Below are 19,271 nucleotides of genomic sequence, written 5' to 3'. Positions count from 1 at the left end.
TCTCCGTCCTGTCGTCTGAAGAAAAGGGGCGGCCCGCTGGACCGCCCCGATAGCTCTTATTGCGCGAGCCACGACTGGAAACGCGCATCCAGATCGTCGCGATAATCCGCCCACCATTCGTAGTTGAAGAGGAACGTGTTCTCCGCATTGGCCGGATCGGTCGGCATATGGGGCGCCATATCGATGCCCAGCTCCGCATGCTGCCCGACCAGAGGGGCCGACGACTGACGCGCCGGACCGTAGGAGATATACTTCGCCTGATCGGCCAGCCGCTGGGTGTCGGTCGCAAAGCGCACGAAATCAAGCGCGCGCGCTTCCCGCTCTTCGGACAGACCGGCGGGAATGATCCAACCGTCCAGATCGAACATCTGCCAATCCCACAGCATCGCGATCGGCTGGTCCTGCTCCTCGATCGCCGAGAAGAGGCGCCCGTTATAGGTCGAACCCAGCACCACTTCGCCATCGGCCAGAAGCTGCGGCGTCTCGGCACCGGCGGTCCACCAGATCACGTTGTCCTTGATCGTATCGAGCTTGGCAAAGGCGCGGTCCTGCCCTTCCTCAGTCTCCAGAACGTCATAGACTTCCTCAATCGGCACGCCATCACAGATCAGCGCCCATTCGAGGTTCGCGATGGGCCGCTGCTCCAGCGACCGCTGGCCGGGGAACGTCTCCAGATCGAAGACCGCGCAGACATCCTCGGGGGTCGCGCCGTTCCATTCGGCCACATCCGTGCGATAGCCAAAGGTCGTCGAATAGACGATCTGCGGGATGAAGCAGTCGCTGACGATCAGCTCGCCAAAGTCCTCGCTCGCGGTCGATCCGTCATCGCCGGGGGCCAGCATCTCGTCATGGTCGATCTCCATCGCCAGACCCTCGTCGCAGAGCCGGATCGCATCGGCGGCGACGACATCGACGACATCCCAGGTAATATTCCCGGCTTCCGCCATGGCCCGCATCTTCGCGGTCGCCTCGGCCGAGCTTTCGTCCCAGGTGATGCTCACCCCGGTATCGGCGGCATAGGGCTCCGAATAGGCCTTCTGCTGGCTGGTCTGATAGGCGCCGCCCCAGCTTACGATCGTCATCTCGTCGGCCATATGGCCTTCGGCAAAGGCCAGGCCAGCAAAGCCCAGCGCCGTGCTCGTCAGTGCGATTGTCTTGAGTTTCATCGATATCTCCTGTTGTCGTGTCCCCGGTTCGATTTGGTCGGCGCGCCCCGCCCGGGTCGAGGGCACCGAATGGTCAGAACCTGCGCGCGGCAGGCCCTTTCATCTTGTCATAAATATGCACAATCCCGCCCTCAGGCATCAAGCGCCCGCGCATCTTCGGGCAGCCAGCCGATCTCGATCGTCTCGCCCGGTCTCAACCGGTCCTGTCCTTGGGCATTCCGACTCTTGACGATGAAATCGTCCCGCCCGGCAACCCGCAGCCGCGTGCGGAACTGATCGCCCATATAGATGAATTCCAACACCTCCGCCTTGAGCGTATGGGCATCAGGCGACAGTCGGTCGCGCTTGTGCTCGACACGTTCGGGCCGGATCGAAACCAGCGTTCGCTCTCCAACCTCGGCCACATTGACCGGCACCGCATCGATCAGCCCGCCATCGTCGAGCCGCACGATGGCGATCCCGTCCCGCAGTTCCTGAACGACGCCTTCCAGCGTGTTGTTTTCACCGATGAACTGCGCCACGAAACTGTTCTGCGGGCTTTCATACAGCTCGTCGGGCGGCGCCAGCTGCTGGATCCGCCCGTCATCGAAAACCGCGACCCGGTCGCTCATCGTCAGCGCCTCCGTCTGATCGTGCGTGACGTAGACCGTCGTGATCCCCAGCTCATGCGCCAGATTGGTGATCTCGAACTGCAAACTCTCGCGCAGCTGCTTGTCCAATGCTCCAAGCGGCTCGTCCATCAGAACCAGTTCCGGCTCAAAGACCAAAGCCCGCGCCAGGGCGACCCGCTGCTGCTGCCCGCCCGACAGCTGCGCCGGGCGCCGCCCCCCGAACTCTCCCATCTGCACCATATCGAGCGCGCGCTGGATCTTCGCCTCCCGCTCGGACTTGCCCAACTGGCGCACCTCAAGCGGAAACGACAGGTTCTCGGCCACGCTCATATGCGGGAACAGCGCGTAATTTTGAAAGACCATCCCGATCCCGCGTTTATGCGGAGGGATGTTGTTGATCGGAGAGCCGTCCAGCCGGATCTCTCCATGCGTCGCGGTCTCGAACCCCGCCAGCATCATCAGGCACGTCGTCTTGCCGGACCCCGACGGTCCAAGCATCGTGAGAAACTCACCCTTGGGCATCGCCAGGTTCAGATCCTTCACGACCAGCGTTTCGCCGTCGTAACTCTTTTGAACCCGCTCGAACTCGACGAACGCATCCGTTCCGGCATGGGCCGTACCGTCTGCCACCAAGGCAACCTCTCCCTTTGACCGCGCGGCTTATAGGTGCCGCGTCAGCGTTGCAGCAAAGCAAAGCGCACCGCTCTTTGCAACCCGCTAGAAGGTCACATCGCCGCAAGACCGGTCATTGACAGCCCTGTGCAAACTCTTTTGGCATTCAAACCGATGTCCGCACGTCCTCTCCTCAAAGGTCGCCCGATCTCCCTCGGCCTGCTCGATTACGGGCTGTTCCGCGTCCATGACGGGCCGCGCACCATTGGCATCTGCGGCTACCTGATCCAAACCGATGCGGGCGAGGCCGTCCTCGTCGATCTCGGCTTCCCGCCCGCCTATGCCGCCGATCCCGAGGCTGCCTCCAAGGCCGACGCCCTCACCACGTTCGGAACCGTGCTGACCTGCACCGCCGAAAACACGCCCGCCGCCCAGCTCGCCAAGGCGGGCCTGACCGAGGCCGATATCGATCTGCTCGTCCTCACCCACAGCCATATCGACCATATCGGAGACCTCGCCTTCGCGCCTGAGGCCCCGTTGATCCTGTCGGCGGCTGAACGCGCCTTGCCCCGCCCGCTTTATTGGGGAGACCGCCAACCACTCGACTGGCCGGACCGCGAAACCCTCGCACTGGAACGCGACACCGATCTCGCCGCGGGCCTACGCGTCCTGATGGCCCCCGGTCATACGCCCGGCCAGATCGCACTCCTGCTCGAGCTGCCGCAAACCGGTTCCGTCCTTCTGACCTCCGACGCGATCTCCCGCCCGTCCGAAATCTTCGCCACCGACCGCGAACGCCAAACCGCCGCCCGCCTTCTTCAGATCGCCGAAAAGAAAGGCGCCGTCATCCTCTACGGCCATGACCCGGCTCAATGGCCTAGCTTGCGCAAGGTCCCCGATCTCTACCTCTGAAAGGCGCCGCTACCGCCGCTCCGCCCAACCCGCAAAGGTCCGCTCCAGCCAGACCACCGCGTAATAAAGAGCGATCCCCAGCACCGCCAAAGCGATCAGCACGGCAAACATCAGCGGATAGTTCGAATTCGTCTGCCCCGACAGAAAGAGCGCCCCAAGCCCCCGCCCGTGGGGCGAGACGATCTCCACCAGATTTGTGCCGATAAAGGCCAGCGTCACCGACACTTTCAGCGCCCCGAAAAACTCCGGCAGCGTCTTTGGCAGCGCGATCTTCCAGAAGATCGTCGCCTTCGACGCCCCAAGCGATCGGAGGATATCACGATATTCCGGCTCCAGCGTCGACAGCCCGATCCCGACCGATACCGCGATGGGAAAGAACGAGATCAGGAACGCCATCATCACTGTGTTGAAGTTGTGCTGACCGATGAACAGCAGCGCCAGCACTGGAACCAGCGTGGCTTTCGGGATCGCATTGAACCCCACCAGCAGCGGATAAAGCGCGTCGCGCATGATCCGTGAAAAGCCCATCACCATCCCCAGCAACAGGCCAACGATCACGGCAAGCAGCAGCCCCAGCACTGTCCGCCACAGCGTCTGCCATGCGCCGAGCAGGAACAGATCCCAGAACCGGATATAGGCCGCCGGCAGATCCGACGGCGCGGCCATCACGAAATCGGGCCAGCCATTCGCCCAGACCAGCAGCTCCCACAGCGCGACGAACACCGCCAGCGCTAGAACCGGGACCCCGACCGAGCGGATCATGCACTCTGCTCCACCGGTCGCCCCTGCGCGATCTTGATCTCGTCCCGCAGCAGATGCAGCATCTCGCCCACACGCGGCGTATACATCACATCCAGCGTTCGGTCCGCAGGCAGATCCACCCGCATCACATGCTGCGTGCGCGCCGGACGCCCCGACAGCACGACAACCTGATCGCCTAGAAAGACGCTCTCGCGCAGATCATGGGTGATCAGAACCGTGGTAAACGGCTCGGCCGCCCGCAGATCCCGCATCGTCTGCCACAGATCCTCTCGCGTGAACGCATCAAGCGCCCCGAACGGCTCATCCAGGATCAGGACCGACGGTTTATGGACAATCGACCGGCAAAGTGAGGCGCGCTGGCGCATCCCGCCTGACAGCTCCGAGGGCCGCTTGTCCTCGAACCCCTCCAGCCCGACCATGCTCAACAGCTCTTCAGCCCGCGCCACGCGATCCCGGCGCGCCATCCGCGGAGCCACGATCTCGAGCGGCAGGATCACATTGTCGAGGATCGTGCGCCATTCCAGCAAAACCGGGTTCTGAAACGCCATCCCGACGGATCGCCGGGGGCCGGTCACGCGCTCTCCGGCCAGCCGCACCTCGCCCGCATCGGGCCGCATCAGACCGGCGATCAGCCGCGTCAGCGTGGATTTCCCGCACCCTGACGGTCCCACAACGGCGCAGAACTCGCCCTCCGGAACGGCCAGCTCCAGCCCGTCCAGAACCGGCAACGGCCCGGCCTCCGTCGCATAGGCGTGCCGCACGCCGGTGATCTCGATCAAAGGGGTCATGGATCGGTCCAATGGGGCCGCCGAGACGGCCCCGGTCCACTCAGTCCGACAGCATCAGCACATCGCCCTCGGGCAGATAGCTGCCATCGAAAAAGAGGCTCGGATCCGGCTCGGTCTGAAACTCGTAGACCTGACGCGTCTGCTCGATCGCAGCCGCCAGCCGCCCGGGATCGACCGATCCCATCCCGGCCTCACGCACGGCATCGGTCAGCACATTGGTCTCGACCGCCAATTGCAGACGCCGCTGCTCAAGCTCCGCATCGGCCGCCGGGTTGCGCTCGACCAGCGAGGCGATCGCCGCCTCCGGATCATCGATGGCCGCCTGCCAGCCCATCGCCACACCAGTCAGAAACCCGGTCACCGCCTCGGGATTGGCCTCGGCGAAATCGGTATTCACAATGATCGCATTGCCATAAAGCTCCAGCCCGTGATCGGCCATCAACAGGACCGAGATATCCTCTTCCGGCACACCCAAACGGATCAGGTTCAGCGTCGAGGAAAACGAGAACCCCGTCACCGCATCGACCTCGCCCTGCGCCAGCATCGGCTCACGCGTTGGAAAGCCCACGGGCTCGACCGTGATCGCATCCACATCGAGCCCCGTTTCGGCGGCAAAGATCGGAAACTGCGCCCAGGCCCCGTCCGGCGGCGGCGCGCCCAGAGTGCGGCCCTCCAGATCGGCGGGCGTCTCGACCCCCTGACTGATCCGACCCACCACGGCGAAAGGCGGCTTGTCATAGACCATCATCACCGGCACGACCGGAGCGCCCGGATTCTGATCGATGAACCGCATCACCGAATTGATATCGGCAAACCCCACCGGAAACGCCCCCGTCGCAACCTTCGGGATCGCATCGAGCGATCCGGCCCCTTCGGTGATCGTCACCCTAAGGCCTTGATCGTCAAAGAACCCTTCATCGATGGCCAGCGTATAGGGCGCGGCAGGCCCCTCGAACTTCCAATCCAGCGCAAACGGCATCTCGGTCTGGGCGAGCGCCGCAGAAGCGCTCACGGCAAAAGCTGCCGCAGTCAGTGCAAAACGAAACATATTTCTCTTTCTTAAAAGGAGACCAGCCCCAATGCGGTACGGGATCGCCTTAGGGAAATCAGCCTTCCGCCCCAAAGGTCCTGTCCTCGAGATGCGACTTGCCCAGGCATCTGCCTGTTTTCCAGCCGGACCGCCGAATTTTCAGGCACTCGGACGAACGGCACGGCCCAAAGACCCCGCATCCCACGTCACATATCAAAAGAGAAAAACCACCTGCCGGGCCCGGCCTGCCCGTCGTAATAGGAACCGGATGGTGCGGTCGAGAAGACTCGAACTTCCACGGGTGTTACCCCACAGCGACCTCAACGCTGCGCGTCTACCAATTCCGCCACGACCGCACGTGATCAGGTAGTCGCGGCTCTTTAGACGAAGGCACAGAGGTTGTGAAGGCCCTCTTTTCTCCCGGGTCCGGCTCACGTCGCGTCCCGCCGGAATTCGCCCCAAGGGATGGCGGGTGGGGCGATCTGCGCCAGCAGGAGCGTCACCCTCCATCCATTTACAAACATCGCCTCAGCGGCCACATCCCTCCTGATGGTAGACTGGATCACCTCCCCCGGCTTGACGCCGTACAACGCCGCCCTGACCGAGATGGAGGCGCGCGCTGCCGCTATCCGCGCCGGCACCGCGTCCGAGGCGATCTGGCTGCTCGAACACCCCCCGCTCTACACCTCCGGCACTTCGGCCGATCCCAAGGACCTGCGTAATCCTCGCTTCGAGGTCCACGAGACGCGGCGCGGCGGCCAATACACCTATCACGGCCCCGGCCAGCGTGTCGCCTATGTGATGCTCGACGTCGCGGCCCGAGGCCGCGATATCCGCGCCTTTGTCCAAAGCCTCGAGGCCTGGGTCATCGCCGCGCTCGCCGAGTTCGATCTGGTCGCCACCACCCGCCCCGGCCGCGTCGGCGTCTGGATCCCGCGCCCCGACAAGCCAACCTTGCCCGATGGCACCCCGCGCGACGACAAGATCGCGGCCTTAGGCATTCGCCTCAGGAAATGGGTCAGCTTCCACGGCCTCTCGATCAACGTCTCCCCCGATCTCAGCCATTTCGACGGTATCGTCCCTTGCGGCATCGAAGGTCACGGCGTCACCAGCCTCGCCGATCTCGGCCTCACGGCAACAATGGAAGATCTCGACGCGGCTCTGAAACGGACCTTTGCGGCCTCGATCACGGCGCTCCAAGAACCATCGGTATCGGCCGGCTGACCTTGCAAAGCGTGCAGGTCCGCACCGCTTCCGTGATCCCCATCAGGGCCAGCTCCCGGAAGGACGGCAGATCGAACGCATCGGCCGCCGCCAGATCCACTTTATATCCCAGATCCGCGAACGAAGCGACGGACATCCGGCTCAGCGGCCGGTCCTCGCCCGACAAGAACCCCGTCAACAGCTCGTCGCCAAAGACCAGCTCCCGCCAATGGCCCTCGCGCGTGCCCGCCCCGCCTGTATTGGCAATCGGCACCGCGCCCTCGTCGCCTGAAAGCCCGCCATATTCCCGCACCGCTCCTTCACCGATAAAGCGCGGATCCATCGTCCCCGATCCCGCGATCAACCCCTGACGCGCCCAAAGTGTGCCGAACCCCAGCACATGGGCCATCTCGTGCAGGATCACATCGGCAAAGCTGCCTTCTTCTTCAAGCCGCGTGATATCGGCCTCGTCGAACTGCATGATCCCCTTGACCGGAAGCTCGGATCCCGGTCTCAGAACCGTCGGCCCAGCCTGTCCCAGCGTGCCTTCGGGCCCGTCGATCGGCTCCACCGCCGCATCGATCACCAGCCCGTCCAAAGCCTCGCCATCCACCTCGACCGGCTCGAAGGCAGTATTGAGAACCCTGTCCCAAACCTCCCCGGCCCTCAGAAAGACCTGCTGACGTGCTTCAGATGTTGACGTGCTGAACCGGACTGTGATCATCGCGCTCTCCTTCTGGTAGAGACCTACCATAAAGCGCGCAAACGCCCCGCGACCAGTCCAGAAGAACAAATCGGCAACAAGTCGCTTTGCCGCGCGGATCCGGGGCTTTCCTATCGGCAAAGCTGTGCTAAGCCGCGATCACGTTGTTCGGAGCTATCTTGTGATCTCCCGCCTGGTCTCGATGACCCGCCTGTCCCTGGCGCTCTGCCTGCTGGCGGCGCTGGTGCTGCCCAAGGTCTCGGGCGTGCTGATCGAGATCGTCCCCGGCATGCAACGCGTGGTCCTGTGCAGCGGATCCGAAATGATCGTCATCCTCATCGGCCCGGATGGCATCCCTGTGGAAGAGCCCGCCTCCGATCATGCGCCCTGTATCGCGGCCGATCCAACCGGCATCGCCCCCGCGCCTCTGCCCCTCTGGCAAAGCCTTGCAGTCGATTTCACCGACCCTTTCCGGGTCAAGATCCACGCCGCCGCAAATGCCGATCGCGCGGCGCTGACCTGGCCCTCCCGCGCGCCGCCTGTCCCGGTCTGATCCCCTCCCAGAACAGACCCAAACAGGACAGCTCAAAATGACCGATGCAATCGTATCGGGGCCCGCCGCGTCGCAGACGACCGGTGGAGCCCTCTATCGTCTGGTGTGGAAATGGCATTTCCTCGCTTCCCTCTTCGTTCTCCCCTTCATGGCGCTTCTGGCCATCACAGGCGGGATTTACCTCTACAAACCCCAGATCGAAAACTGGCTCTACGCGGATCGCCTCGCCGTCGCGCCTCTTGAAGAGACGCTCCCGATCGAGGCCCAGATCGCCGCCGTCGAGGCCGCCTCCGGCATCACCCGCCTGCGCGGCATCACCAGCTTCGACGCGCCGGGCCGCACCACGCTCATCGAATTCGACGACGCGGGCGGCACACGCTCCAAGGCCTGGATCGACCCCTATCGCGGCGAGGTGCTGGCCTCCACGCCCCGCGACCAGATGGCGATGCAGGTCCTGCGCAAGCTGCACGGAGAGCTCCTGCTTGGCGATGTCGGCACCAAATTCGTCGAACTCGCCGCCCATTGGGCCATCGTGATGTTCATCACCGGCCTCTATCTGTGGTGGCCGCGCGGCAAGCGCAGCCTGGCCAAGGCCATCCGCCCGCCCTCGGGCAAGGACCGCAAATGGTGGCGCGAAACCCACATGTTCACCGGCATGCTCGCCACCGTCCTGATCGTCCCGATCCTGATCACCGGCCTGCCCTGGACCGATGTCTGGGGTGGCGGTCTGGGCTACGTGCAGGAAAAGACCGGCCAGACCTCCAAAAGCCTCCGCTTCGGCGGCGCCGTCCCCGGCTCCACTGCCTCGGAAGGCGAGACGATCCCTTACGCGCAGGTCTTCCAAATCGCCCGCGCCGAGGGGCTCGCCGCCCCCTACGAGATGCGCCCGCCCAAAGACGACAGCGCCGCCTTCTGGGTCCGCTCAACCAGCAAGATCCGCACCGAGCAGACCGAGCTGATCGTCGATCAATATACCGGCGCCGTGCTCAAGCGGCACGACTTCGCGGATAATCCAATAGTCGCGCGCACGATCTCGCAAGGCATCTCCTTCCATCAGGGAGAGCTCTATGGCTGGCTGAACATCGCCCAGAACACGGTTGCAGCGATCCTCGGCGTGATCCTCGCGGTCTCGGGCTTCGTCGCGTGGTGGATGCGCCGCCCGGCAGGCTCTCTCGGCGTGCCAGCGGCGCCTGATGCTGCGCTCGGCACGGGCATGATCGTCCTCGTCACCGTCCTGATGATCCTTCTACCACTGATGGGCGTCTCGCTTCTGGCGGCCCTTGCCCTCGACTGGCTGATCTTCCGACGCCTCGGCTGGTTCCGCGCCCCGGGCGCCACCTAACACGGACGCGCCCCGGCCACCGCGCCGGGGCCTCCCCCCTTTACCTCTCAAGCCAGACCTTCACCGTCGCGATCTCGAACGGCCCGAGCTCGAGCCGCAGATCCCTGGCCTCGCTATCCAGGTCCTCCAGCTCCGCCTCGAAGATATCGACCCGCGCCGCCCGCCGGATCCCGTCCCGGAACCGCAACGTGCAGCGCGGCTCGGCCCCGCCGCTCTCGAAAAGCCGCAGCACGACCGCCGCGCCGTCCTCGGACGGCTTCAGCGTCTCCAGAATAATGGTCTCGCTCTCGCAAGAGACAAAGCGACCGGCGGATCCCTCCGCCACCCGCGGCGGCGTATTCAGATCATAGGCCGCCTCCTGCAGCCGCCGCGCCTCTCCGCCGGGGTTCGCCAGTAGCGCATAGGTAAATACGTGCCGCCCCTGATCGGCCTGCGGATCGGGCGAGGTCGCCGACTTGATCAACGACAGGCGTAGCACGTTCTCGCGCACGTCATAGCCGTATTTGCAATCGTTCAGCAGCGCGACCGCATAGCCCGGCTCGGCCAGCTCCGCCCATTTCTGCGCGGGCACCTCGAACCGCGCGGCATCGAACGCCGTATCCCGCGAGGTCGAGCGCAGAACCGACCCCCACTGGATATCGAACCGCGCCTCCCGCGCCTTAACCGACACCGGAAAAGCCACTTTCAGCAGGATATGGCTCTGGTGCCAGTCCACCTCGGTCACGAAATCCAGCCGCCGCGATCCTGCCTCCAGCCGGATCTCCTGCGTGATCCGGCTCCCGCGCCACACATGATCTACGCGGAGAGTGGCGCGCAAAGGCCCCGTCTCGACAATCTCAACCGTCGCAGGCGCGTCGATCAGCTCCCGGCGGTCTTCGAAATGCGGATCGATATCCCAGGCATCCCAGCAGATCGGCCGATCCTCGAAGGCCTGCAGCACATTGCCGTGCAGCCCCTGCGCCAGAACCTCGCGCCCCGCCTCCTTGTCGTAAAGCCGCAGGATCTGCCCATTCGCCCCGACCACTGCCAGCAGGCACCCGTTCTCAAGAACGATCCCCGTCTCGCCCTCGTAAACCGTCACGCCTTCCGAGGGGACCACAGCCTCCGTCAACGGCGTCGCCGAATAGGCCGGCAAAACCTCGAAGAGATAAAGCCCGCCCGCCTCGGTGGTCTGCACCGCGCCCTCCGCAGGCCCCTCGACCAGACGGCGCCCCGCCACCGGCGAGGTATTCAGAACGCAAAGCTCCCCGCCTCCCAGCCGCGCCGCTGCCTCGGCTGCCGCCGCCTCCGCCATCCCGGCGACGCGATCGAGATCCCGCCGCGCATCGGCAAAGACCTCCGTGATCGACGTTCCGGTGATAATGTCGTGGAACTGGTTCAGGCACAAAAGCCGCCACGCCGCCTCCAGGTCCGGCGCCAGCCCCGCCATCGCCGACAGCGCCTCCGCCTCGTGCAGCGCCCGCTCGGCCTTCCGGTTCGCGCGCTTGATCCACCCTTGCGAGGTAAAGACGCCCCGGTGCCCCTCCATGTAATGCTCGCCGCGCCAGACCGGCAAAGCGTTCCGCCGCGGCTCAATCCGCTCGAAGAACCGCCGCACCGTGCTCATTTTGAACCGCGGCATGCCCGGCATGTCCTCGAAGATATGCGCCTTGGCCAGCAGCGTCTCGGTCGGCCCTCCGCCGCCATCGCCATAGCCATAGCAAACCGGCAGATCGCGCACCCCGTCGGTGGTCGATCGCGTCCAGCTGCCCAGAACCTCCCGCGCGCTCAGATCGCTTTTGTAGTTCGTCGGAAAGGGCAGATACTGCACGGGCCGGGGCGTGGTGAAAATATGCGCCAGAACCCGGCTGCCATCGATACCCTCCCACAGATGCGTCGACCAGGGCACCGGGTTCATCTGGTTCCAGTTCAGCTTGTTGGTCGCGAACCACTCCAGCCCCGCCAGCCGCATCAGCTGCGGGATCTGCCCCGGAAACCCGAACGTGTCGGGCAGCCACAAAACCGGCGTCTCGACGCCCCCGAAGGTTTCGCGGAAATAGCGCCGCCCCAGCACAAGCTGCCGAACCAGCGCCTCCGCCCCCGGAACGTTCAGATCCGGCTCCACCCACATGCCGCCCATGACCTCCCAACGGCCCTCGGCGACACGGGCTCCGATCCGGTCAAAGATCTCAGGGTAATCCTCCGCGCACATTACGTAAAGCGCAGGCTGAGAATGCGAGAACGTATAGTCCGGATCCTCGTCCATCAGTCGCAGGACGTTGGAATAGGTCCGCGCGTTCTTCAGCCGGATCTGATCGATCTGCCACAGATAGGCGATGTCCATATGCGCATGGCCGATCCCGTGCAGCACCACATCAAGCGGTGCACCCGCTCGCGCGATCCCGTCCAAAAGCGCCTGCCGCGCCGCCGGGAAAGAGCCGTAGATCTCCTCCCCGATCGGATCGCGCGTATCGAGCAGCCGGAACGCCATCTCCAGCGCATCCAGAAGCCGGTCCCGCTCAGGCTGATCACGCTCCAGCACCGACACGGTGTCATGCACGGTCGAGGCCAGCTGCCAGAAGGCCAGCGCCTCGGGATCCCGCTGGATCAACGCGGGCACCCCCATAAAAAGCTTCGCCTTGCTGTTCGGATCGGGCGGCCATCCCGCCAGCCCCGTCCAGCCATGCAGCGCGATAGCGTGTTCCGCCCCATCCGCGCAGGCGGGATCCAGCGGGATCGTATGGTGATACCGGTCCGCCGACCCGATCGCCCGCCCGTCGATATGCACCAGCGCCTCGGGATGGTTGAAGATATCGCCATAGACGCCCAGCGGTAGGTAAAGCGCCAGATGCCCCGCGCTCCAGCCTTCCGGCACGGCAAAGGCGGTCTTCATCAGAAAGTTCAGGGCCGGCGCGCCCCAGTAGCTTTCCGCCGGGATCTCGGTCCAGCCGGACGCATCGGCCCGAACCGGAGCCTCCACGACAGCGCCCTCCAGCGGCGTCATCCGAAACGGCGGCAGCGGCATCGACCGGCGATGGATCAGCGGCTCGATCAGGGCCAGGCGCGCACCGATCTTCTCGAACGTAAACCGCCAGTTGTGATTGACATTCATACCGCGATCACGCCTTGGCCAGCTCGAAGCCCGCGACATCTCCGCGGAAGGCGGGCGGCGCCGAGGCGATGGTGTCCTCCGCCCCATCCTCAAGCCCGCTCCCCCAGCCGCGCTGCAGATCCGGCCACGGGATCGAGGCAATCAGAAGCTGCGTATAGGGATGCTGCGGATCGCCGATCACTGCCTTGGGCGGCCCGGCCTCGACCACATGACCCTTGTAAAGAACCATCACGTAATCGCTCACGTGATAGGCCGTCGCCAGATCATGCGTGATATAGAGAACCGAGATCCCGTGCTTGTCCTTCAGATCGTAGATGTTGGACAGGATCGTCGCCCTGAGGGACGCATCCACCATCGATACCGGCTCGTCCGCGATCAGCAGCTTGGGCGACAGCATCAAGGCCCGCGCCACGATCAGCCTTTGCCGCTGCCCGCCCGACAGCTGATGCGGATAACGCGGCAAGACCAGATCCGGATCCAGCCCCACCGCCGCGCAGGCCTCCTCCATCGCCGCTTGCGTCTGCGCCTTGCCCTGCGACAGACCGAACCGCTTGTAAGGATAGCTCAGCGCATGACCGACCCGGTAGAACGGGTTGAAACAGGAATAGGGATCCTGAAACACCGCCTGCACATTGCGCCGGAACTCAAGGTTCTGCGACGCCCCGATCTTCGCCAGATCCTGCCCTTCGAAAAGGACCCGCCCCGTCGTTGGCGGAGTGAACCCCAGCATGATCGAGCCCATCGTCGACTTGCCCGATCCGGACTGCCCGACGATCGAGATGATCTGAGGGGTATCCCCCTGCAGCGCGAACGAGATCGGATGCAGCGCCGTCACCGCGCCATAGGTCTTGCTGACGCCCTCGAACTGCAAAAGCGGCTCGCGGCTCTCCCGCTTCGGCGCCTCGGCCCGCCGGTCGGGATTGAGAAAACTCTCGCCCCCCACTAGCGGCACGGACGAGATCAGATCCTGCGTATAAGGATGCTTCGGCGCCTCGAGGATCTGCTTGACCGTGCCATGTTCCACCAGCTCCCCGTCCTTCAGAACGGCCAGCTCGTCCACCGATTGCGCCATCAGCCCCATATCATGCCCGATCAGGATCAGGCCCGACCCGATCTGCTCCTGAATGTCTTTCAGTGTCTGCATCACCTGCCGCTGCGTCACCACATCCAAAGCCGAGGTCGGCTCGTCCGCAATGATCAGCTCCGGCGTCAGGATGATCCCCAGCGCGATGCAGACCCGCTGCTTCATCCCGCCCGACAGCTCATGCGGATAAAGCTGCGCCGTATGGACCGGCAGCCCCACGCTCTCCAGCGCGGCATCCGACCGCCGCTTCAGCTCGCCCCGGTCCAGCCGCCCCTCATGGGCAACGATCGCATCCCAAAGCTGCGGCTCGATCCGCATCACCGGGTTGAGCGAATTCATCGCCCCTTGCGGAATATACGCGACCCGGCTCAACCGCGTGCGCCGCATCTGCTCGTCATTCAGGGCCAGAACATCCGTGCCGCCCAGATCGATGCTCCCGCCCGCCACGCGCCCCGGCTCGGCCAGCATCTGCATCACCGCCAGCGCTGTCGTCGTCTTGCCCGACCCGCTCTCGCCGATGAACCCCACACGCCGCCCCGCCTCGATCGTCAGATCCAGCGCCTTGACCGCCTCCACCACGCCACCGGGCGTCGGAAACTCGATCGACAGATCCTTGAGCGTGAGGACAGGAGAGGTCACGACAGCCGCCTCAGCCGCGGGTTCGACACCTCGTCGAGCCCCAGATTGATCAGCAAAAGCCCGATGAACATCACTGCAAGCAGCAAGGTCGGAATGCCCCACCACCACCACAGGTTCTGGATCAGCGCGCCCGCATTGATCGCCTCGTAGATCGTCCGCCCCAGCGTCGGGATCCGCTGCGGCCCCAGCCCCAGCACCTCAAGCCCCACCGCCGTCACGATCGACGTCGTCACATTCGCAATGAACGAGCCGAAGAGATAGGGGATCAGGTTCGGCAACATCTCGCGGAACATGATATGCGAGGTCGGCGCCCCCGAAAGCCGCGCCATCTGCACATAACCCGACTGCTTCATGCTTAGCACCTGCGCCCGAATGAGCCGCGTTGGCGACTGCCAGACGAACCCCGCGATCAACAGCGCCATCATCGTCAGCGACACATCCCCAAAGGCGGATTGGAACACGACAAGGATCAGCAGCGGCGGGATGGTGATCATCACATCGCTCAGTACCCGGATCACGTCGTCCGTCCGGCCTCCGACGAAACCGGCGGTAAAGCCCAGCACGATCCCGGTCGTCATCCCGATCAGCGAGGCGAGCAGTCCCACAAAAAGCGAATTGGGCGCCCCGATCACGATCAGCGCCAGCATGTCGCGCCCCGACCCGTCCGTGCCCAGCGGATGATCCCAGACGCCAGGCTGCCTCCTGAGGTTCTCGAACCCCACAGGCGGCAGTTTGAGCGTCGCCGACCCGGTAAAGACCAGATCGAGGTTCCATAGGATCCGCCCAAGGATCCCCAGCAGAACGATCCCGATCAACAGCCCCGCCCCCCAAAGCAGCTTTGGGTTCAGCCACGGATTGTCGAACCGCCGCATCCGGCGGGCCTGACGCTTTTCCGCGCGGGTCATCGGCTGGGTGGACTCTGCCACATTGTCATCGGTTGAGAAATTACTCATCCGCGCGTGCCTCCCAGAGTTGCAACCGGGTGACGCACGCAGTTCGCTTTGCGAACCGCTGTCGCGCACGGCGTGATATGAAATCGAGATTTCATATCACGCAGCCTCATGCCGCACACGCGGATCGATGAACGGATAGACGAGATCCACCAGAAAGACGCTCAGCGCCGTCATCAGGATAATGACGTAAGAGACGCCCTGAATGACCGGGAAATCCTGATCGAGGATCGCGTCGTATAGCAGCTTGCCCATCCCGTTATAGGCAAAGATACGCTCCACCAGCACCTGTCCCGCGATCAGCAGGCCGATCTTCAGGGCAAAGGCCGTGATCTGCGGCAGGATCGCGTTGCGGATCATATAGCGATAAAGGATGTAGCGCGGCCTCAGCCCCTTGGCCTTGGCCAGCGTCGTGTAATCCTCGCCCTGCACCGTGATCATCAGACCGCGCATCCCCAGCGCCCAGAAGCCGAAGGTCACGACGATGATCGACAGGGCCGGCAGGAACCCGTGATGGATGACCGATTGGGCGAAATCCCAGCTCCAGCCCGGCTCGACCGTCAGCCCGTAGGATCCGGTCAGCGGGAACCATTGCAGCTTGGCCGCAAAGATCCACATCAGCAGCAATCCCGACAGGATCGGCGGGATCGAGGTAAAGACCATGGCCGCCGGGATCGCGACCTTCACCAGACGCGGCGAGCGCTCCCAGACCATCAGCGCGCCTAGCAGATTGCCGATCACAAAGGTGATCACCAGCGACAGCACCATCAGCCCCAACGTCCAGGGCAGCGCCTGCGCGATCAGGGCCGAGACCGGCGTCGGAAAAGAGGCGGTTGACAGGCCAAAATCAAAGACCAGAACGCCACCCAGATACTTGAAATACTGAACGATCAGCGGCTGATCGATCCCCATCTGCGCCCTAAGCTGCGCCAGGATCTCGTCGGCATTGGCGACCGATCCCGCCCCCGCCGCCATCCGCCCCAGAGCGATCTCAGCAGGATCGACCGGCGACAGGCGCGGTATGATCCAGATCAGCGTCGCCGCGATCAAAATGGTCAGAACCAGCGTGACCAGCCGGTTGAGAAGATAAGAGCGCGGGATGCGGCTCACATCCGGCCCTCCTCAAAGCCCAAGAGCAGCCCCCGGCCGCAGGTGAGGGCGCAGCCCCCGCCCATGGGAGCGGTCGGGGCCTGCCCGGCGATGCCGGGCAAACCAAGGGGGTGCAAAGAGATGCTCCCCCGATCCATCACTCAGCCTTTTCAAGGTTGTGAATGATCTGGTGCGTGTGGTTCCACCAGAAGAACGGATGGTTGTACTCGTTCTCCGCCGTGGGCCATCCCGTCCAGTAGGTCGTGTTCATCGGCAAGAGCTTCGCCGCCTGCACCAGCGGGATGAACGGCATCTCCGCATCGAGATGCGCATAGGCCTCCGCCACCAGTCCCGCCACGGCCGGATCGCCCAACGGCATCTGCCCCATCCGCTCCACGATCTGGGAATACGACGCCGCCGCCTCGCTGTCCCAACGCGCGGTGTTGTTGAACCCCGGGCTGCGCTCGCCCACCGGGACAACATCGGCCACGGTATAGCGGCTCATCGAGGTCCAGGGCTCGTTCACCGACCCGCAGGAGAGCCAGCTATAGGTCATCTCGTAGGCGCCAAAAGGCAGCACCTCACCCCAGAAAACCCCATTCTCGACCGGCACCGGAGTGGCGGCGATCCCGGCGCGATTCAGCTGCTCGACGATCATATCGATGGTGCGGGTATACTCGGTCGAGGCCGAATTGACGTGGATCCGAACCGACAGATCCTCTCCGTCCTTCTCATAGATCCCGTCCGATCCCTTGGTATAGCCCGCCCCCTCGATCAGCGCCTCGGCGGCGGCGACATCGGCACTCTCGGGCAAGCCGTAGCCCGCTTCGATCACCGCATCGATGAACGGCTCCATCGATCCGTAATCGGCAAACATCGTCCGCGAAGCGAGCGTCGCTCCCTCGGCGGCGACATTCACGATCTGGCTGCGGTCGATGATATGGGCCACCGCCTTACGCATATCCGGATCATCCCAGGGCGCCACGGTCGTGTTGATCTCAAGCTGACGCGCACAGGGATCGGCAGCCGCATATGGATAATCGGCATACCACGCGATCACGTTGGGGTTCTGCGCCCGGATCGCCTCGAACGTGCCGACGCTCACATTCTGCGCCGCATCCAGCTGGTCAGTCACCATCAGCTGCGCCCGGCTCTCTTCGCCGCCCGTCTCGAGGAAGATCACCCGCTGCGGCTCGGGCAGATCCATGAACCCGGTCCTGGCGCCCCACCAATCGTCGTTGCGGTCCCAGATCGCCCGGTTCGTCGCCGCCGAGGTGAATGTGTAAGGTCCTGTCCCGATCGGCTCGGCAAAGGCAAAGGTCGCGGGATCCTCACCGGCCCAGATGTGCTCTGGCATGATCAGGAACGAGCCAAAGATCCGCACCCCGAAATTCTCGACAATAAAGCGCGGATTCGGATCGTTCAGCGTGAAGCGCACGGTCAGATCGTCGACCTTCTCGACGCTCGCGACCTGCGCGCGGATCGTCGCCGCTTCGCGCTCTGACAGGTTTTCGTTGCCCATCGCCATCTCGACGGTAAAGACCACGTCATCGGCGTTGAACGCCTCGCCATCCGACCACTCCACGCCCTCGCGCAGGCTGATCGTGAATTCAGTGGACTCCCCGTTATCCTCGAACCCCGTCGCCAGCCAAGGATCAAGCTCCCCGCTGCCGTAATTGAGGATGAACAGCGGCTCCCACATGGTCTGGTGCGCGCCGTGCATCCGCTTGGTGCCGGGCGTGAACCAGTTGAAGTTGCCGGGATCCTTGATCGTCCGGTCCAGATCGAAGATCACCGTATCGGCGCGCGCGACATCCTGCGCGAGCCCCGGCCCGGCCAACGCGGCCAGAGCAATCCCCGAAACCGCCATCACGGCTTTAATCTTGAGCATCCTATTCCTCCCTTTGACGGGGCGCAGCGCCCCTTAGTCCCGAACCTTGCGGTCCGACTCGTCCTGTTTACCGAACGTAGTCCATCACCAGAACACGTGTCCGCTCCGGCAAATCCTCCCTTTTGATATCGATCGAACTGCCAAAGGCGAAATCGATATCCTCCTCCTCGAAATGGCCAAGAAAGCTCTCGATCCACATCGTGTTGCGCGGTCTGTAGGTCAGCGTGCGAAAATGCATCGGGATGACCAGCCGCGGCCGCACCCGGTGGATCATCTCCATCAGATCCGGCAGCTCGATCGTCAGATACCCGCCCGCGAGCGCAAAGAGGATATCGGTCCCAGCAAAGAAATCCTGCTGCGCGCCCGTCAGCGGATTGCCCACATCGCCCATATGCGCGCAGGCGATCCCGTCCAGCGTGAAGCGGTACATCCCGTTCTGCCCCGGCACCGAATGTTCGGGATGATGATCCCACTCCGCCGCCTCGATAGCAGTGATCTCGATACCCAGCGCCTCGCGCCGCCCGCCTGATTGGGCCACTTCCAGCGCATTGACCACCTCGGGGTCCCCGTCGATCAGATCCGCCCGGCAATGGGCACTGTCGTCGTCCGACGAGATCAGCACCAGATCCGCCGCGTCCCGGATGGGCGCATAGCCGACGCCGTCGGGCGTATAGGGATCGGTGATCACATGCGGCCCACTCTCGGGGCGCAGCCCAAAGGCTGCATGTCCGTACCACGTGATCTTCAAGTGTCCGTCATCCCGCCCTTGTCAAAACCGGCACTGAGGGGCCTCGCCCACTCCATGCAGCACCCAATTGCGGTGCCGCTCCTGCCCAAGGTCCTCC

General features: G+C 64.0%; 17 protein-coding genes and 1 tRNA gene. 4 read left to right on the top strand and 14 right to left on the bottom strand.

All coding sequences use genetic code 11. The features are described from left to right. Positions 1 to 56 precede the first annotated feature (56 nt). Positions 57 to 1,166 carry an extracellular solute-binding protein gene (locus tag AAD018_RS18250; RefSeq protein WP_367316569.1) on the bottom strand — a complete coding sequence of 370 codons (1,110 nt, stop codon included), beginning with the start codon at positions 1,164 to 1,166 and terminating at the stop codon, positions 57 to 59. A 131-nt stretch (positions 1,167 to 1,297) separates the two neighbouring features. Then, positions 1,298 to 2,407, bottom strand: coding sequence for an ABC transporter ATP-binding protein (locus AAD018_RS18245; RefSeq protein WP_367316568.1), 1,110 nt, complete (start codon positions 2,405 to 2,407; stop codon positions 1,298 to 1,300). 156 nt (positions 2,408 to 2,563) lie between these two features. Between AAD018_RS18245 and AAD018_RS18240 the strand changes: the two genes are divergently transcribed. After that, the gene (locus tag AAD018_RS18240) at positions 2,564 to 3,301 is read left to right on the top strand and encodes an N-acyl homoserine lactonase family protein (protein WP_367316567.1); all 738 of its coding nucleotides are present in this window, start codon (positions 2,564 to 2,566) and stop codon (positions 3,299 to 3,301) included. 9 nt (positions 3,302 to 3,310) lie between these two features. Here AAD018_RS18240 and AAD018_RS18235 read toward each other — a convergent pair whose 3' ends face one another. The 4 genes from AAD018_RS18235 to AAD018_RS18220 all read right to left on the bottom strand — a co-directional run bounded on the left by AAD018_RS18235 (position 3,311) and on the right by AAD018_RS18220 (position 6,237). Then, entirely contained in the window at positions 3,311 to 4,063 is a 753-nt protein-coding gene (locus AAD018_RS18235; protein WP_367316566.1) for an ABC transporter permease, read from the bottom strand. Then, positions 4,060 to 4,851 carry an ABC transporter ATP-binding protein gene (locus AAD018_RS18230; RefSeq protein ID WP_367316565.1) on the bottom strand — a complete coding sequence of 264 codons (792 nt, stop codon included), beginning with the start codon at positions 4,849 to 4,851 and terminating at the stop codon, positions 4,060 to 4,062. The genes AAD018_RS18235 and AAD018_RS18230 overlap by 4 nt, the downstream gene beginning before the upstream one ends. A gap of 40 nt (positions 4,852 to 4,891) precedes the next feature. Next, on the bottom strand, positions 4,892 to 5,899 hold the full coding sequence (locus AAD018_RS18225) for an ABC transporter substrate-binding protein (protein ID WP_367316564.1): 1,008 nt from the start codon (positions 5,897 to 5,899) through the stop codon (positions 4,892 to 4,894). Positions 5,900 to 6,150: 251 nt separating this feature from the next. Then, positions 6,151 to 6,237, bottom strand: a tRNA-Leu gene (locus tag AAD018_RS18220). Positions 6,238 to 6,430: 193 nt separating this feature from the next. Here AAD018_RS18220 and lipB point away from each other — a divergent pair. Next, positions 6,431 to 7,105, top strand: a complete 675-nt coding sequence (gene lipB / locus AAD018_RS18215) for a lipoyl(octanoyl) transferase LipB (RefSeq protein ID WP_367316563.1) — start codon at positions 6,431 to 6,433, stop codon at positions 7,103 to 7,105. On the opposite strand, the gene AAD018_RS18210 is transcribed toward lipB, so the two are convergent. Further along, on the bottom strand, positions 7,068 to 7,808 hold the full coding sequence (locus AAD018_RS18210; protein ID WP_367316562.1) for a M8 family metallopeptidase: 741 nt from the start codon (positions 7,806 to 7,808) through the stop codon (positions 7,068 to 7,070). The genes lipB and AAD018_RS18210 overlap by 38 nt on opposite strands. Before the next feature lie 181 nt (positions 7,809 to 7,989). On the opposite strand from AAD018_RS18210, the gene AAD018_RS18205 reads away from it, so the two are divergent. Together AAD018_RS18205 and AAD018_RS18200 are read left to right on the top strand one after the other, a co-directional pair. Then, on the top strand, positions 7,990 to 8,340 hold the full coding sequence (locus AAD018_RS18205; RefSeq protein ID WP_412005323.1) for a hypothetical protein: 351 nt from the start codon (positions 7,990 to 7,992) through the stop codon (positions 8,338 to 8,340). Positions 8,341 to 8,377: 37 nt separating this feature from the next. Then, complete coding sequence (locus AAD018_RS18200; RefSeq protein WP_367316560.1) at positions 8,378 to 9,682, top strand: PepSY-associated TM helix domain-containing protein; 1,305 nt, start codon at positions 8,378 to 8,380, stop codon at positions 9,680 to 9,682. A 40-nt stretch (positions 9,683 to 9,722) separates the two neighbouring features. On the opposite strand, the gene AAD018_RS18195 is transcribed toward AAD018_RS18200, so the two are convergent. The 7 genes from AAD018_RS18195 to AAD018_RS18165 form a co-directional block, all read right to left on the bottom strand. After that, on the bottom strand, positions 9,723 to 12,773 hold the full coding sequence (locus tag AAD018_RS18195) for an alpha-mannosidase (RefSeq protein WP_367316559.1): 3,051 nt from the start codon (positions 12,771 to 12,773) through the stop codon (positions 9,723 to 9,725). Positions 12,774 to 12,780: 7 nt separating this feature from the next. After that, positions 12,781 to 14,496 (bottom strand): ABC transporter ATP-binding protein, encoded by a 1,716-nt coding sequence (locus AAD018_RS18190; RefSeq protein ID WP_367316558.1) that lies wholly within the window; start codon positions 14,494 to 14,496, stop codon positions 12,781 to 12,783. Continuing rightward, positions 14,493 to 15,449 carry an ABC transporter permease gene (locus AAD018_RS18185; RefSeq protein ID WP_367316557.1) on the bottom strand — a complete coding sequence of 319 codons (957 nt, stop codon included), beginning with the start codon at positions 15,447 to 15,449 and terminating at the stop codon, positions 14,493 to 14,495. Before AAD018_RS18185 ends, AAD018_RS18190 begins: the two co-directional genes overlap by 4 nt. A gap of 96 nt (positions 15,450 to 15,545) precedes the next feature. After that, a complete protein-coding gene (locus tag AAD018_RS18180) occupies positions 15,546 to 16,556 on the bottom strand; it encodes an ABC transporter permease (protein ID WP_367316556.1) in 1,011 nt (336 codons plus the stop codon). After that, positions 16,553 to 16,693, bottom strand: coding sequence for a hypothetical protein (locus AAD018_RS18175; RefSeq protein WP_412005322.1), 141 nt, complete (start codon positions 16,691 to 16,693; stop codon positions 16,553 to 16,555). The genes AAD018_RS18180 and AAD018_RS18175 overlap by 4 nt, the downstream gene beginning before the upstream one ends. Then, positions 16,693 to 18,426 carry an ABC transporter substrate-binding protein gene (locus AAD018_RS18170; RefSeq protein ID WP_367316555.1) on the bottom strand — a complete coding sequence of 578 codons (1,734 nt, stop codon included), beginning with the start codon at positions 18,424 to 18,426 and terminating at the stop codon, positions 16,693 to 16,695. The genes AAD018_RS18175 and AAD018_RS18170 overlap by 1 nt, the downstream gene beginning before the upstream one ends. A 67-nt stretch (positions 18,427 to 18,493) precedes the next feature. Further along, positions 18,494 to 19,174 (bottom strand): MBL fold metallo-hydrolase, encoded by a 681-nt coding sequence (locus tag AAD018_RS18165; RefSeq protein ID WP_367316554.1) that lies wholly within the window; start codon positions 19,172 to 19,174, stop codon positions 18,494 to 18,496. Positions 19,175 to 19,271 lie beyond the last annotated feature (97 nt).

Source organism: Aestuariibius insulae (assembly GCF_040783535.2).
In the GTDB taxonomy this organism is placed as follows: domain Bacteria; phylum Pseudomonadota; class Alphaproteobacteria; order Rhodobacterales; family Rhodobacteraceae; genus Aestuariibius; species Aestuariibius insulae.
This window is presented reverse-complemented; position numbering and strand designations above follow the sequence as displayed.